The 14549-nt window shown below is 73.5% G+C and carries 10 protein-coding genes; 8 read left to right on the forward strand and 2 right to left on the reverse strand.

What is annotated here, in order from left to right:
* Positions 1-73: 73 nt before the first annotated feature.
* The gene (locus AB0M29_RS04020; RefSeq protein WP_365378456.1) at positions 74-535 is read left to right on the forward strand and encodes a type II toxin-antitoxin system PemK/MazF family toxin; all 462 of its coding nucleotides are present in this window, start codon (positions 74-76) and stop codon (positions 533-535) included.
* An 81-nt stretch (positions 536-616) separates the two neighbouring features.
* On the opposite strand, the gene AB0M29_RS04025 is transcribed toward AB0M29_RS04020, so the two are convergent.
* On the reverse strand, positions 617-802 hold the full coding sequence (locus AB0M29_RS04025; protein ID WP_365378458.1) for an antitoxin: 186 nt from the start codon (positions 800-802) through the stop codon (positions 617-619).
* Between the two features lie 269 nt (positions 803-1071).
* Between AB0M29_RS04025 and AB0M29_RS04030 the strand changes: the two genes are divergently transcribed.
* From AB0M29_RS04030 to AB0M29_RS04060, 7 genes are all read left to right on the forward strand, one after another.
* Positions 1072-3864: a LuxR family transcriptional regulator gene (locus AB0M29_RS04030; RefSeq protein ID WP_365378462.1), complete on the forward strand. Its 2793-nt coding sequence runs from the start codon at positions 1072-1074 to the stop codon at positions 3862-3864.
* Between the two features lie 472 nt (positions 3865-4336).
* A complete protein-coding gene (locus AB0M29_RS04035; RefSeq protein WP_365378464.1) occupies positions 4337-4576 on the forward strand; it encodes a type A2 lantipeptide in 240 nt (79 codons plus the stop codon).
* Positions 4577-4698: 122 nt separating this feature from the next.
* Positions 4699-5505: an HlyD family efflux transporter periplasmic adaptor subunit gene (locus AB0M29_RS04040; RefSeq protein ID WP_365378466.1), complete on the forward strand. Its 807-nt coding sequence runs from the start codon at positions 4699-4701 to the stop codon at positions 5503-5505.
* Complete coding sequence (locus tag AB0M29_RS04045; protein WP_365378468.1) at positions 5502-7706, forward strand: NHLP family bacteriocin export ABC transporter peptidase/permease/ATPase subunit; 2205 nt, start codon at positions 5502-5504, stop codon at positions 7704-7706. Before AB0M29_RS04040 ends, AB0M29_RS04045 begins: the two co-directional genes overlap by 4 nt.
* 28 nt (positions 7707-7734) lie before the next feature.
* A complete protein-coding gene (locus tag AB0M29_RS04050; RefSeq protein ID WP_365378471.1) occupies positions 7735-10623 on the forward strand; it encodes an NHLP bacteriocin export ABC transporter permease/ATPase subunit in 2889 nt (962 codons plus the stop codon).
* A gap of 100 nt (positions 10624-10723) precedes the next feature.
* Positions 10724-11569, forward strand: a complete 846-nt coding sequence (locus AB0M29_RS04055; RefSeq protein WP_365378474.1) for a hypothetical protein — start codon at positions 10724-10726, stop codon at positions 11567-11569.
* A gap of 192 nt (positions 11570-11761) precedes the next feature.
* A complete protein-coding gene (locus AB0M29_RS04060) occupies positions 11762-13831 on the forward strand; it encodes a glycosyl hydrolase family 28-related protein (RefSeq protein WP_365378476.1) in 2070 nt (689 codons plus the stop codon).
* Positions 13832-13838: 7 nt separating this feature from the next.
* Here the strand turns inward: AB0M29_RS04060 and AB0M29_RS04065 are convergent, their stop codons facing one another.
* A complete protein-coding gene (locus AB0M29_RS04065) occupies positions 13839-14477 on the reverse strand; it encodes a hypothetical protein (protein WP_365378478.1) in 639 nt (212 codons plus the stop codon).
* Between the last annotated feature and the right edge of the window lie 72 nt (positions 14478-14549).

Consider the following 14549-nt stretch of genomic DNA (forward strand, 5'->3'; position numbering starts at 1 on the left):
CGCCGCCGTCCGGCCCGCGGCCCGGGGGTACCCGGGCGGCGGGCCGCGCCGCGCTGCCTCTACCGTCATCGGGATGACGACCTACTCCAGCTCCCAGGACCACGACGCCGACTTCCCCGGCCGCAGCGGTCCGACCGCCACCACCGAGGCGGCGCCCCGCGAGGTCGGCCGGGTGCACACCTCGTACGCCCCCGACCACGACGGCGCCCCCGACCCCGGTGAAATCGTCTGGACCTGGGTGCCGTTCGAGGAGAACGACGGCCGCGGCAAGGACCGCCCGGTGCTCGTCGTCGCCCGCGAGGCGACCGGCACCCTGCTCGCCGTCCAGCTCTCCAGCAAGCGCCACGACCACGACCGCGAGTGGGTCGCGATCGGCACCGGACCCTGGGACCGCGAGAACCGCGAGTCCTGGGTCAGCGTCGACCGCGTCCTGCGCCTCCACGAGGACGGCATGCGCCGCGAGGCCTGCGCCCTCGACCGCGGCCGCTTCAACCTGGTCGTCAACCGCCTCAAGGAGCTCTACCGCTGGACCTGAGCCCCGCTTCCGCCGGGCACGCCACCGGCCCGTGACCCCGTCTGACACGGGGTCGCGGGCTCGTGGCACACGGGCGGAGGACTACTGCGGCTCGCTCGGGGGACGGTTGCCCAACTGGTCGTTGAGCTTCTCCTGCGCCGAGTCGACCTGGCCGCTGTACTTGCCCTGCGTCTTCTGGTCGACCGCGTCGCCGGCCTTCTCGACACCCTTCTGAGCCTGCTCCTCGTGGCCCTTCAGCATGCCTTTGAGCTTGTCGAGCATGGACATGATTCGCCCTCCGTCAGGGAACGCATTTCCCTCCCAGCATGTGGGCGTTTGTCCGTTTTCGCATTCTCAGGAGTACGGGGAGCCCCATGGGCCCCGGGGCGGGCCGGGAGCGCTATGGTGGCCGCCCCGGGTGGGTGCCCGGGGTGTGCGGGTGGGGGGACGAAGACCTGGCGGGGAGTGGGGCCGGGTGTGTCCTTCGAGGTGACGGGGTCGGGGCGGCGGTGCGGTCGGCCGCCGCGGTGAGGCCCGGCCGCGGGAATGGGTACTGCATGGAGACGGCCCAGTCGGAGCTGGTCGGCCGTGGCAGGGAGCTGTCCAGGATCGGGGCGGCGCTGGACGGGGCCGCCCGGGGCGCGGGCCGGGTGGTGGTGGTCAGAGCGGGCGCCGGTGCGGGGCGGACCGCGCTGCTCCTGGAGACGGTACGGAGGGCGCGGGGCGCGGGGTTCACCGTGCTGACGGCGCGCGGTATCGCCTCCGAGCGGGAGCTGCCCTTCGGGCTGACCGGCCGGTTGTTCGCGCCGGTGGCGCCGGGCGCGGGGGCGGACGCCTCGGACCAGGCCGCCCAGTTGATGGCGCTGCACCGGGAGCTGGCCGCCCTCGCGGCCCGGGCGCCGGTGCTGGTCGCGGTGGACGACGTCCAGTTGCTCGACCGGGAGTCGCTGCGCTGGCTGAGCGCGCTGCCGGGGCGCGTGGACCACGCGCGGATCGCCGTACTGCTGACGCTCTGCCCGGGTGAGCCGTGCGCCGACCCCGCCGTACTGGACGAGCTGCTCGTCGACAGCGCGGTCGAGCTGCGGCCCGCGGCGCTGGGCGCCCAGGAGGCGGCGGTGCTGGTGGAGCGGTGCCTCGGCGCGGCGCCGGATCCGGCCTTCACCGCCGCTCTGCTCCGGGTGACCGGCGGCAGTCCGCTGGCGGTCACCGAGCTGGCCGCGGCGCTGCGGGACGCGGCGGTGCCGCCCACCGCGGACGTGACGGACGTACTCGACGAGATCGCCGTACCGCGGCTGGCCGCCGCCGTGCATGCCCGGCTGCGCCGGGTGTCGCCGCACGCGCTGGCAGTCGCCCGGGCCGTGGCCGTACTCGGCGCCGAGGCCGACCCGGACCGGGTGGCCGCCCTCTGCGCCGCCACGCCCGCGGTGGTCAGGGAGGTCACGGCGGCGCTCGACGCGGCGGGCGTGCTGGTCGCGCCGGGCGCGCGGGGTGCGGTGGCGCTCGACGCGGCGGGTGCGCGGGATGCGGCGGGGCTCCCCGCGGCGGATACGGCGGTGGCGTTCGCCCAGCCGCTGGTGCGGGGCGCGGTGCTGGGGCAGGTGCCGTACGCGGAGTTGCAGGCGCTGCGGGCGGAGGCCGCCCGCGTGCTGCGGGAGACCGGCGCGCCCGAGGAACGGGTGGCCCGGCAGCTCATGGACCTGGCGGCCCCCGCCCAGCCCTGGGCACCCGCCACCTTGCGCGCCGCTGCCGCCACCGCCCTCACCCGCGGTGAACCGGCGGCTGCCACCGCCGTCCTCACCCGCGCCCTGGACGAACCCCTGGCGCTCCCCGAACGCGCGGCCGTGCTGCGGGAGTTGGGTCACACGGCGGCCCACCACGACCTGCCCGCCGCCGTCGCGCACCTGACCGCCGCCACCCGCTTCCCGGCGCCACCTGAGCAACAGGCCGGGGTCGTACGGGAGTTGGCCGAGGTGCTGCTGACCCTCGGCCGTCGCGACGAGGCGGCGGAACTGCTGCGAGGCGCGGGGGCGCCGGGCGGGACGGCGGAGGCGGAGCTGTGGCTGGGGTGCGCGGCGAGCGGCGCCGCCGCTGCCGACGCGCTCGCCGGGTCGCGCAGGCCCGACACGAAGGGCGGGGCGGACGAGGGCCGGTATCTGAGCCTGGTGGCACTGCGCACCGCCTGGGCGGGCAGATCGCGGTCACGGGCGGCGGCGCAGGCCGAACAGGCCCTCGGGGCACTGCCGGTGACCCCCGCCACCATGGCGTCGGTGCTGCGCGCGGTGCTGGTGCTGGGGCAGGCGGGCCGGGTCGAGGACGCCGTGGAGCGCTGCGACGCGCTGGTGAAGCAGGCCGCCCGCTGGGACCACCGGCCGTGCCTGGCCGCCGCCCGCTCGCTGCGGGCGACACTGACCCACCGGCTCGGCAGGCTGCCCGCCGCCGCCGAGGACGCCCGCGCCGCGCTCGCTCTGCTGGCCGGGTGCGGGGCGCCGCCCGGCGACGGGACGGCCGTGGAGTACCTGGCCCGGCTGGTGGACATCCTGGTCGACGCGGGCGAGTACACCGAGGCGGCCGCACTGCTCGCCCGGGCGGACCTGCCCGGTGAGATACCCGCGACCTGGGCGGGCACGGCCCTGCTGCTGGCCCGCGGCCGGTTGCGCGCCGCCGCCGGACAACCCGCCGAGGGCGTACGGGACCTGCTGACGGCGGGCGGCCGGCTGCCGTCGTGGACCGTGGACAACCCCGCCGTCAGCGCCTGGCGCGCGGACGCCGCCGCCGCGCTGCTGCACCTCGGCGAGACCAACGAGGCCCGCCGCCAGGCCGCCGAGACGGTCGAACTGGCCCGCCAGTGGGGTACACCCGGCCCGCTGGGCGTGGCGCTGCGCGCGCTGGGCCGCGCGCTCGGCGGCTCCGAGGGACTGGCCGCGCTGGAGAAGTCCGTCTCCGTACTGGAGCGTTCGCCCGCCCGGCTCGAACTGGCCAGGTCGCTGACGGAGTACGGAGTGGCGCTGGGCCGGGCCAAGCGGGCCGTCCCGGCCCGGCGGGCGCTGCGCGCGGCGCTCGAACTCGCGCAGAGCTGCGGCTGCGAGGAGCCCGCGCGGCGGGCCCGTATCGAACTGTCCGCGTCGGGGGGCCGGCCGCCGAAGTCGGTACCGGGCGCCGAGGGCGTTGCCGCGCTGACCGCCGCCGAGCTGCGGACCGCGACGCTCGCCGCGGAGGGCAGGACCAACCGGGAGCTGGCCGAGCACCTGCTGGTGGGGCTGCGCACCGTCGAGGTCCACCTCACCAACGCCTACCGCAAGCTCGGCATCGACGGCCGCGAGCAACTGCCCGGGGTGCTGCGGGGCGGATGAGGGCGCGAGAGCGTCACACCACCGCCCTGTGACCCTTCCCACGGAGCGGAACCCTGCTCTCCGCATACCTGCACAGCATGCACGCAGAAGATGCACACCCGCCCGCCGGAATCCGCCGCCGAGGGCGCCGGGAAATCGTAACTCGCAGGTATGTCCGCCTCGTGATCAACCGGCGAATCACCGCGTCAGGAAAGGCCGTTCGAATTGATGTGAAGAAGTCGTCGGCATCCGGTGGCGATTGCTGCACAGCAGCACCCCGGGGTACCGAAACGTTGACCGAAACATCCGGGGGACGAGGGTGGCAGGCTGCCTGCCTGCGTACTAGCGTCAGCCGTCGAACGGGAGTTATGAAAATATGTTCGGGGTTATTTCGAACATCAAGCGACCGTCGATTCGGCTGGACCGCATTCCAACGGCCCGGCCGAGACCTTTTTTCGAAAGCCCCCACAAGCCATGAAGGGAAGCGCAATTCATGCGTAACTTCACCCCGCAGGTCGAGACCGCCGAGATCGCCGACAGCGACCTGGACACCATCTCCGGCGGTATCGGCGCGTCCGCGGGCGTCGGTGTCGACGGCCTCAACGACCTCGTCTCCAGCGCCACCAACGGTCTGCCCCTGGGCCTGCCCCTCGCCGAGGTCACCGGCCTGGTGAGCAGCGCGACCGGCACCCTGACCGGTCTCACCGGCATCACGGGCATCGCCGGTCTCTGAATCACGGCGCTTGCTGTGAGGGCCCCGGAACCCCGCGTTCCGGGGCCCGGCCGTGCCTCCGCGACGGATGGAGGCGGCCGAAGGAAGAGCCGCGCGGCAGCGCGCAGTAAGGAAGAGTCACCGTGCAGTTCCGGCAAAAGGCGCTTTCCAAGCTGCAGTCGCCAGAAGAACTCGACATCCCCGTACGGTTCGCCCGCCCGCAGGGCCGCCTGGTGCTGGCCGTCACCACGGTCGTGCTGGCCGCCGCGTGCGTCTGGGCGGTCACCGGCACGGTCGCGACCCATCTCACCGCGCCCGGCATCCTGACCCGGGCCGAGGGCAGTTACCTCCTGCAGAGCCCGGTGGCCGGACAGGTCACCCAGGTCTTCGCCAAGGAGGGCGACCATCTCGCCGACGGCGCACCGCTGATGGCGGTCCGCACCGCGCAACGCACCGAGACCGTACGGGCCGTGGCCGCGGGCCGCCTCACCTCGCTCGACGCCAAGATCGGCGCGGTCGTGGCCACCGGCGCGAACCTGGCCTCGGTGGAACGCGTCGCCGACCCCTCGGAACCGCTGGTCGCGGTGTTGTACGCGCACGGCGGCGGCGCCGCCTCGATCCCGCGCGGCGCGCCCGTCGACCTGACCGTGCAGACCGCGCCCGCCCAGCGGTTCGGCGTCCTGCGCGGCCATGTCCTCGCGGTCAGCAGGGTGCCGCAGACCCGGCAGCAGATCACCAGCTTCCTCGGCGACGACCAGCTCGGCGAGCAGTTCTCCGCGCAGGGCCAACCCGTCGCGGTCGTCGTCCAGTTGGACCGCTCGACCGCCACGAAGTCCGGCTACCGCTGGTCGCGCGCCGACGGACCGCCGTACGCCCTCGACTCCAGGACGCTGCTCAGCGGCGCCGTCCGGCTCTCCGCGCAGAAGCCGATCGACTGGGTGCTGCCGTGACGGCGCCCCGGCCGGAGCGGCGGGCACGCAGGCAGCCGCCGCCGAAGCGGCACAGGACCGTCCGCACCCCCACCGTGCTGCAGATGGAGGCCGTCGAGTGCGGGGCCGCCGCGCTGGCGATGGTGCTCGGGCACTACGGCCGCCATGTACCGCTGGAGGAGCTGCGGATCGCCTGCGGCGTCTCCCGCGACGGCTCCCGGGCCAGCAACGTGCTGAAGGCCGCCCGCAGATACCGGCTGGAAGCCAAGGGCATGCAGATGGAGCCCGCGGCGCTCGCCCAGGTGCGCACCCCGGCCGTCCTGTACTGGGAGTTCAACCACTTCGTGGTGCTCGACGGCATCGGCCGCCGCTTCGGCCGCCGCGGTGTGCACCTCAACGACCCCGCGCGCGGCCGCAGGTTCGTGTCCATGGAGGAGTTCGACACCAGCTTCACCGGTGTCGTGCTGACCTTCGAGCCCGGCGTCAGGTTCCGCCCCGGCGGCCGCAGGCCGGGACTGCTCGGCGCGCTGCCCGCCCGGCTGCGCGGCACCTGCGGCACCCTGCTGGCCGCGCTGCTCGCCAGTTTCCTGCTGGTGGTGGCGGGAGTGGCGGCGCCCGCGCTGAGCCGCGAGTACATCGACTCGTTCCTGCTCGGCGGCCAGACCTCGGTGCTGCCCGTGGTCTTCGCCGGGATGGCCACCCTGCTCGCGGTCACCGCGCTGCTCACCGGCGTGCAGCAGGCCAACCTGCTGCGCGGGCGGGTGATCTCGTCCACGCTGAGCAGCGCCCGCTTCCTGCGGCACCTGCTCAGGCTGCCCGTCACCTTTTTCGCCCAGCGCAGCCCCGCCGATCTCGTCCAGCGCCTGCAGTCCAACGACTCGGTCGCCGAGACGCTCGCCCGCGACCTCGCCGCCGCAGGTGTCGACGCGGTGGTCGTCCTCCTCTACGCGGTCCTGCTGTGGACCTACGATCCGCAACTGACCGCGATCGGCGTGGGACTGGCGCTGTCCAACGTGGTGGCGCTGCGGGTGGTGGCCAGGATCAGGAACACCCGGGTGCAGAAGCTGCGCGCGGACAGCGCGCGGCTGACCAACACCGCGTACGGCGGCCTGGCGCTGATCGAGACGATGAAGGCCACCGGCGGCGAGAACGGCTACTTCCGCCGCTGGGCGGGCATGCACGCGGCCACCCTCGACGGGCAGCAGCGGCTGGGTGTGCCCAGCGCGTGGCTCGCCGTGGTCGCGCCGACGCTGGCGGCGCTCAACAGCGCGCTGATCCTGCTGATCGGCGGCACCCGGGCGGTCGAGGGCCATCTCTCGATCGGCCTGCTCGTCGCGTTCCAGTCGCTGGTCACCAGCTTCACCGCGCCGGTCAGCAGGCTCAGCGGAGTCGCCGGGCGGATCCAGGACTTCGCGGCCGACGTGGCCCGGCTCAAAGACGTCGAGAACTTCCCCGTCGACCCGCTGTTCGCCCCCGGCGGGCCCGCCCCGAGCACCCGCAGGCTCAGCGGGCACGTCACCCTGGAAGGCATCACCTTCGGCTACAGCCCGCTCGACAAACCCCTGCTCACCGACTTCTCGCTGACGGTCGGCCCCGGTCAGCAGGTGGCGCTCGTCGGCGGCTCCGGCAGCGGCAAGTCGACCGTCTCCCGGCTGATCTCGGGCCTCTATCAGCCGTGGGAGGGCGAGATCAGGATCGACGGGCAGCCGCTGGCGGACATCTCGCGCGGCGCGCTGTCCGCGTCGGTGTCCTTCGTCGACCAGGACGTCTTCCTCTTCGAGGGCACCGTCCGCGACAACGTGGCGCTCTGGGATCCGTCGATCCCCGACGAGGCGGTCACCGCCGCGCTGCGCGACGCCGCCGTCCTCGACGCGATCGCCCGCCGCCCCGGCGGTATCCGCGGGCGCGTCGAGCAGGACGGCCGCAACTTCTCCGGCGGCCAGCGCCAGCGCCTGGAGATCGCCCGCGCGCTGGTACGCCAGCCCAGCGTGCTCGTCCTCGACGAGGTGACCAGCGCGCTCGACGCCGAGACCGAGCAGGTGATCATCGACAACCTCCGCCGCCGCGGCTGCGCCTGCGTGGTGATCGCCCACCGCCTCAGCACCGTCCGCGACAGCGACGAGATCGTGGTCCTCGACCACGGCACGGTCGTCGAACGCGGCCGCCACGAGGACCTCCTCGCAGCGGGCGGCCCCTACGCGGCCCTCGTGGCGGACCACTGATGGCGCGCACCGAGAAGGCGGCGGTCCGATGACGTCCGTGTACCCCGGCGTCGCGCAGGGGGCCGGGCCCGAGGATGCCGTGGTCGGGGCGATGGGGGGGCTCGGGCGGGTCGTTGTGGGGGAGGCGGGGGCGCGCAGTGTGGGGCTGGAGGGGCCGCATGTGCTGTGGCTCGTGGTCCAGGGGGCGATGGACCTGTTCGCGGTCGACGCCGCCGGGCAGGGGCGGTGGCACTTCCTGGGCCGCCTGGAGACCGGCACGCTGCTGCTCGGGCCGGTCGCGGGCCCGCGGCACACACTCGTCGGCCGCCCGCTGGAGGGCTGCGTCCTGCACCGGATCGAGCTGCGGGAGCTGTTCCGGCCCGAGTACGCCGACGAATGGGCGTACCAGCACCCCGACCAGGGCCCCGGGTGGGGCCGCAGCCTGCTGGAGGACGCCTTCGCGCGCGGCATCGGGCGCGGCCTGAGCGTCCTGGTCGAGGCCCCGGTGGACGGCGGCTCCGGCGCCGTACCGCCGTGGGACGCCGACAGGCCGCAGCGGGACGAGGCGCCGGACGACGGCATCCTGTGGATGCCGGTGGCGCCGGGCAGTGTGCAGTACGGCGCCGCGTACAGCGCGGAGAACGCCGCCGACCTGTTCGTCGACGGCAGCCTGTGGCAGCGCATGGTCGACCAGCAGACCCGGCTCACCCTCGCCCTCGACCGCTGGATCGCGGAGCTGGAACGCGACCACGAGACCCGTACGGCCGCCGGTATCAAGGCCGGTGAGGCGGTACGGGCGCAGGCCGACAGCGCGCTGCTCGCGGCCATCGACAAGCCGGGGAAGGCGGCCGCCGACCGCGGCGGCGACACCGACGACGGCACCCTCGCCGCGTGCCGGCTGGTCACCGAGGCCGCCGGGATCACCCTGGCGCTGACCGACACCGCCGTCACCGCGACCGGGCGGACCCGCGGCCACCCGATCGAGCGGATCGCGGTCGCCGCCCGGCTGCGCACCCGTACCGTCACCCTGTCGGGACGCTGGTGGCGCGAGGACTCCGGGCCGCTGGTGGGCCACCGGGCGGCGAGCGGCGCCCCGGTGGCGCTGCTGTGGCGGCGCGGCGGATACGAGGCGGTCACCCCGCAGACCGGCCGCCGGGCCCGCGTCACCGCCGCGAACGCGGCCGAGTTCGCGCCCCGCGCGGTGATGTTCTACCGGCCGCTGCCCGAAGAGCCGGTGTCCGCCCGCCGGTTGCTGCGCTTCAGCGTCCGCGGCACGGGCGGCGACCTGCGCGGCCTGCTGCTGAGCGGCGTGGTCGCGGTCGTCCTGGGCACCCTGGTGCCGCTGGCCACCGGCCGGGTGCTGGGCGACTACGTGCCCAACGCCGAGACCAACCTCATCGTGCAGACCTCGTTCGCGCTGGTGGCGAGCAGCCTGGTGTCGGCGGTCTTCATGCTGATGGAGAACACCGCCATCCTGCGCGTCGAGGGACGCGTCGAGGCCACCTTGCAACCGGCCGTCTGGGACCGGCTGCTGCGGCTGCCGACCCGCTTCTTCGCCAACCGCTCCACCGGTGAACTGGCCAGCGCGGCCATGGGCATCAGCGCGATCCGCCGGGTGCTGTCCGGGATCAGCTCCGTGGTGGTGCAGGCCGGCGGCGTCGCCGCGGTCAACCTCGTCCTGCTGCTGTGGTTCAGCGTGCCGCTGGCCATGGCGGCGCTCGGCATGCTGGTGGTCGTCGCGGCCGTCTTCCTCGGCCTGGGCTTCTCCCAACTGCGCTGGCAGCGCGAGCTGGTGGCGCTCAACAACAAGCTCAACAACCAGGCGTACCAGACCCTGCGCGGCCTGCCGAAGCTGCGCGTCGCCGCGGCCGAGAGCTTCGCCTACGCGGCCTGGGCGGGCGAGTTCGCGCGCAGCCGCGAGCTGCAGCAGCGGGTCGGCAGGACGAAGAACGTCATCACCGTCTTCAACGCGGTCTATCTGCCCTTCTGCACGCTGCTGATGTTCATGCTGCTGGCGGGCCCGGCCCGCGGCACCCTGTCGGCGGCCGGCTTCCTCACCTTCAACACCTCCGTGACGATGATGCTCAGCTCGGTCACCCAGCTGACCGGCGCGCTGCTGTCCGCCGCCTCCGTGCTGCCGCTGTTCGAGCAGGTCAGGCCGATCCTGGAGGAGGTCCCCGAGGTCCGCGGCGGCAGCACCGCGCCGGGCGAGCTGACCGGCGCGATCGAGGCCAGGGACCTGTCCTTCCGGTACGGGGACGACGGGCCGCTGGTCCTCGACAAGGTGTCGTTCCAGGTGCGGCAGGGCGAGTTCGTGGCGATCGTCGGCCCCAGCGGCTGCGGCAAGTCCACCCTGCTGCGGCTGCTCATCGGCTTCGACCGGCCGGTCTCCGGCGCCGTGCTCTACGACGGCCAGGACCTGCTCGCCCTCGACCAGTCGGCGCTGCGCCGCCAGTGCGGGGTGGTGCTGCAGAACGCGCAGCCGTTCAGCGGCTCGATCCTGGAGAGCATCTGCGGCACCGGCACGTACACGCTGGAGGAGGCGTGGCAGGCCGCCGCGATGGCCGGGCTCGCGGAGGACATCCAGCGGATGCCGATGGGCATGCACACCGTGCTGTCGGACGGCGGCGGCGCGGTCTCCGGCGGCCAGCGGCAGCGGCTGATGATCGCCCAGGCGATGATCCGCCGCCCGCGCATCCTCTTCTTCGACGAGGCCACCAGCGCGCTGGACAACGAGACGCAGCGCGTGGTGATCGAGAGCACCCGCCAACTGCGGGCCACCCGTGTGGTGATCGCCCACCGGCTCTCCACGATCATGGACGCCGACCGGGTCGTCGTCATGGCGGAGGGCCGCGTCGCCCAGCAGGGGCCCCCGGCCGAACTCCTCGCCGACACCGGTGGCCTCTTCCATGAACTGGTGCGCCGCCAGCTCCGCTGACCCCCGGGGGTCCGGCGTGCGGCGGGCCGATCGGGTCAGGTCGGGTCCGGCGCCCCCGCGGTTCCGGGGCGGCGGCGGGCCGGTCTGGGAGAGTCGGGGCGTGCCCAAGGACCCTGACCAGCGCGCCGAGGGCGCGGGACCGTTCACCACCCGGCTGACCTGGCACCCGCCCGGCGGCGGCACCGCGGTCTGGGAGTCCCGGCTCGCCCGCCGTCGCGGGCTCCTCGCCGTCCACCCGCCCGGTGCGGCCATCGCCCGGCACATCCGCGCCGACGCCACCGGCGTCGCCCGCCTGCGCAGGCTCAACGCGATCGCCGCCACGGCTTTCGTCATCGGCGGCGCGCTCTTCGCGGCAGGCGCCGGCGTCGCCCAGTTCGGCTCGGGCGACGCCACCACCTGCGCCTCGATCTACTTCGCCGGCGGCGTGTTCTTCAGCACCGGCGGCTATGTCTCGCTGCTCCAGGTCGTCAACGCCCCGCGGCACGTCCCCGGCGGCGAGGGCGCCCTGGTCACCGGCCGCTGGCGGTGGTGGAGCTACGAGCCGCGGCGGCTCGGCTGGCTGAGCGTGTTCGTGCTGTTCACCGGCACCCTGGTGTTCGCCGTCGACCTGCTCGACTCCTTCCTGCAGGGCCTGAACGTCCAGCAGGTCAACCGGCTGATCTGGGCACCGGACGTGGTGGGCTGCGCGCTCTTCCTGATCTCCGGCCATCTCGCCCTCGCCGAGATCTGCCACGGGCGGTTCTGCTGGCGGCGGCGCGACCTCGGCTGGTGGATCGTCGTCGTGAACCAGCTCGGCTCCGTGCTGTTCATGGTCTCCGCCCTCGCCGCCTACACCCGCCCCGCGACCGGCAGCCTGGTCAACGCCGACATCGCCAACTGGGGCACCCTCGTCGGCGCCCTCTGCTTCTCGCTCGGCGGCTTCCTCCAGTACGCCGAACGCCCCTGACCCGCCGTAGGGACTCCACGCAATGAAGCAGGTCGAGGACCGCAAGAAACTTACGGATGCACGTAGTTGTTCGGCAATGATGCGAAATAGCTTCGCAGGAACCTTGTGGAGCGGGTCGCCCGGGACCTACTGTCACCTCACCCCGTGGCCGTCCCCGTAAGGCCCGAGGGGCCCCGAGCGAATCGAGTTGCGATGTCACGGAGCATCACAGGTGGTGTGGCGGTGCGGTCAGGACGGCCGCGCCGAAGAGCGGCGGTGGCGTTCGCGTCGGTGACCGCCGCGGCCGTGGGCCTGAGCCTGCTGGCCGGTGGTACGGCGAGGGCGGGGGCGCCCGCGTCCGGCGCCGCCCAGGCGCCCGTGGTCACCCGCGCCGCCCTCGACCCCGCGCTGGTGGCGGGCCGCGGCGCGAACGTCGGCTTCGCCGAGCAGGAGGCGGAGAACGCCGCCACGAACGGTACGGTCATCGGCCCCGGCCGGGACGCCTACACGCTCCCCGCGGAGGCGTCGGGACGCCAGGCGGTCTCCCTCGCGCCCGGCCAGTACGTCGAGTTCACCCTGCCGAGCGCGGCCAACGCCGTCACCGTCCGCTACAGCGTCCCGGACGCGCCCGGCGGCGGCCGCACGGCGCCGCTCGACGTCACGGTCGACGGCGGGCACCGCCAGCGGATGACGCTCACCTCGCAGTACGCCTGGCTCTACAACCAGTACCCCTTCTCCAACGACCCCGGCGGCGACCTGCTGCACCCCGACTGGTGGATCACCGAGTGCTCCTGCGTGCCCAGCGCCACCACTCCGGCGCCGGTGATCAGCAAGCCGTTCCGGCCCAACCACTTCTACGACGAGCAGCGGCTGCTGCTGGGCCGTACCTACCGCGCGGGTGACAAGGTGCGGCTGGCGGTGCCCGCCGGGAGCACCGTCGCGGCGACCACCGTCGACCTGCTGGACTCCCAACTCGTCGCCGCCCCGCACGTGGACGTCGTCGCGGCGAACGTCCTGGCCTTCGGCGCCGACCCGACCGGGCGGCGCGACTCCGCGCCCGCGATCGACCGGGCCATCGCCTTCGCCAAGCGCACCCACCTCAAGGTTTACATCCCGCCGGGCACGTACCAGGTGAACCGGCACATCATCGTCGACGACGTGACGATCGAGGGCGCGGGCAGCTGGTACACGATCATCAAGGGCCACCAGGTGGACCTGGCCACTCCTGCTCCTGACGGTTCCGTCCACACCGGGGTCGGCTTCTACGGCAAGGACGCGGCGGTCGGCGGCAGCAGCAACGTGCACCTGTCCGGCTTCGCGATCGAGGGCGACGTCCGCGAGCGGATCGACACCGACCAGGTCAACGGCATCGGCGGCGCGCTCAGCGACTCGAGCATCGAGGGCCTCTACATCCACCACACCAAGGTCGGCATGTGGTTCGACGGGCCGATGAGCCATCTGACGATCAGCGGCAACACCATCGCCGACCAGATCGCCGACGGCATCAACTTCCACACCGGGGTGAGCGATTCGACGGTGTCGGACAACTTCGTCCGCAACACCGGTGACGACGGCCTGGCGATGTGGTCGGAGAAGACCGAGGACACCCGCGACACCTTCACCCACAACACCGTGCAGACCCCCGTCCTCGCCAACGGCATCGCGATCTACGGCGGCACCGACAACACGGTCTCGGGCAACCTCGTCGCCGACCCGCTGCGCGAGGGCAGCGCGATCCAGGTCGGCTCACGCTTCGGCGCCGAGCCGTTCACCGGGCATCTGTGGATCACCGACAACACCACCGTCAGGGCCGGGACGTACGAGCTGAACTGGAAGATCGGCCTCGGGGCGATCTGGTTCTACGCGCTGGAGAAGAACATCGACGCGGACGTGGAGGTGACCGGGGACCACTTCCTCGACAACACCTACAACGCGATCATGCTGGTCTCCGACTTCCCGGTGAAGGACCTCTACTCGATCACCAACGTCCACTTCAAGGACATCCGCGTCGACGGCACCGGCACCTCGGTGCTCAGCGCGCGCAGCGCGGGCTCGGCCTCCTTCGAGAACGTGGACGCCCGCAACGTCGGCGCCGTGGGCGTCAACAACTGCGGTTCCTTCCACTTCACCCCGGCGGGCTCCGAGTTCTCCGTGACGGACCTCGGCGGCAACGACGGCGGCGGCACCACCGGCCCCTGGCTCGCCTCCTGGGAGGAGCCGAACACCATCACCTGCGACGACCGGCCGCCGGTGGTCACCCCGCCCGCGCCGTCGCAGTGGTGACGCGGATCTAGTCCTCGGACGCGGCTTCGGTCTCGGCTTCGGTCACGGCCGCTGACTCGGCGTCGTTCTCGTTGTCCTCGAAACGGGCATCGAGGACGGCGTCGAGTTCCGCCGTCCACTCCTTGAGGCGGGAGCGGGAGGGAGCCTCGACGTCACCGGAGTACCAGCGGCGGCCGGTGGTGTAGACGGTGACGGCGAACCGGCGGCCGAAGCGGGGCGTGTCGATCTCGACCGCGCCGATCTCGTTCCAGCGGAACTCCGCCTCCTGGTCGTCCAGTCGGAGGGTGATGCCGAGGTGGTCGGCGACGATCGCGCTGCGGCGGTCGGAGACCTCGAAGACGGGCCCGTCGTCGGCGGCCGGGAGTTCCTCCTCGGGCTCCTCCTCGGCTTCGGGCTGGGCGGCGCGCTTCGCGTCCACCTTCCCGGTGCCGCCGGACTTCCCCGGCTTCCCCGGCTTCTCGGCGGCTTCGGGCGCGGCCTCGTCCGTCGCCCCGGCGGCGTCCCCGCCGGCCGCCTGCGAGGGCACACCCGGGCGCGCCTCGCTCACCGCCCCGGCGGGAGGCGGGGGCGTGAGGCCGGGGATGTAGGCCGGATCGACCCCGGCGGGAGAGATCGGCGGGACGAAGGGACCTGTCTGCTGCTCCACGGCGGGCAGTATTGCGCATGAACCTGTGTCGGCGACAGGCCGGGCACGGCGCCGTGGTCACGACGCCGCGCC

Origin of the sequence: Streptomyces sp. NPDC051976 (assembly GCF_040680795.1) — a bacterium.
Lineage (GTDB): Bacteria > Actinomycetota > Actinomycetes > Streptomycetales > Streptomycetaceae > Actinacidiphila.

Excerpts from the sequence above, each read along its gene's own strand:
- AB0M29_RS04025 (WP_365378458.1), bottom strand. The coding sequence starts at position 802 with ATGTCCATGCTCGACAAGCTCAAAGGCATGCTGAAGGGCCACGAGGAG.
- AB0M29_RS04050 (WP_365378471.1), top strand. The coding sequence starts at position 7,735 with ATGACGTCCGTGTACCCCGGCGTCGCGCAGGGGGCCGGGCCCGAGGAT.
- AB0M29_RS04060 (WP_365378476.1), top strand. The coding sequence starts at position 11,762 with ATGTCACGGAGCATCACAGGTGGTGTGGCGGTGCGGTCAGGACGGCCG.
- AB0M29_RS04030 (WP_365378462.1), top strand. The coding sequence starts at position 1,072 with ATGGAGACGGCCCAGTCGGAGCTGGTCGGCCGTGGCAGGGAGCTGTCC.
- AB0M29_RS04035 (WP_365378464.1), top strand. The coding sequence starts at position 4,337 with ATGCGTAACTTCACCCCGCAGGTCGAGACCGCCGAGATCGCCGACAGC.
- AB0M29_RS04020 (WP_365378456.1), top strand. The coding sequence starts at position 74 with ATGACGACCTACTCCAGCTCCCAGGACCACGACGCCGACTTCCCCGGC.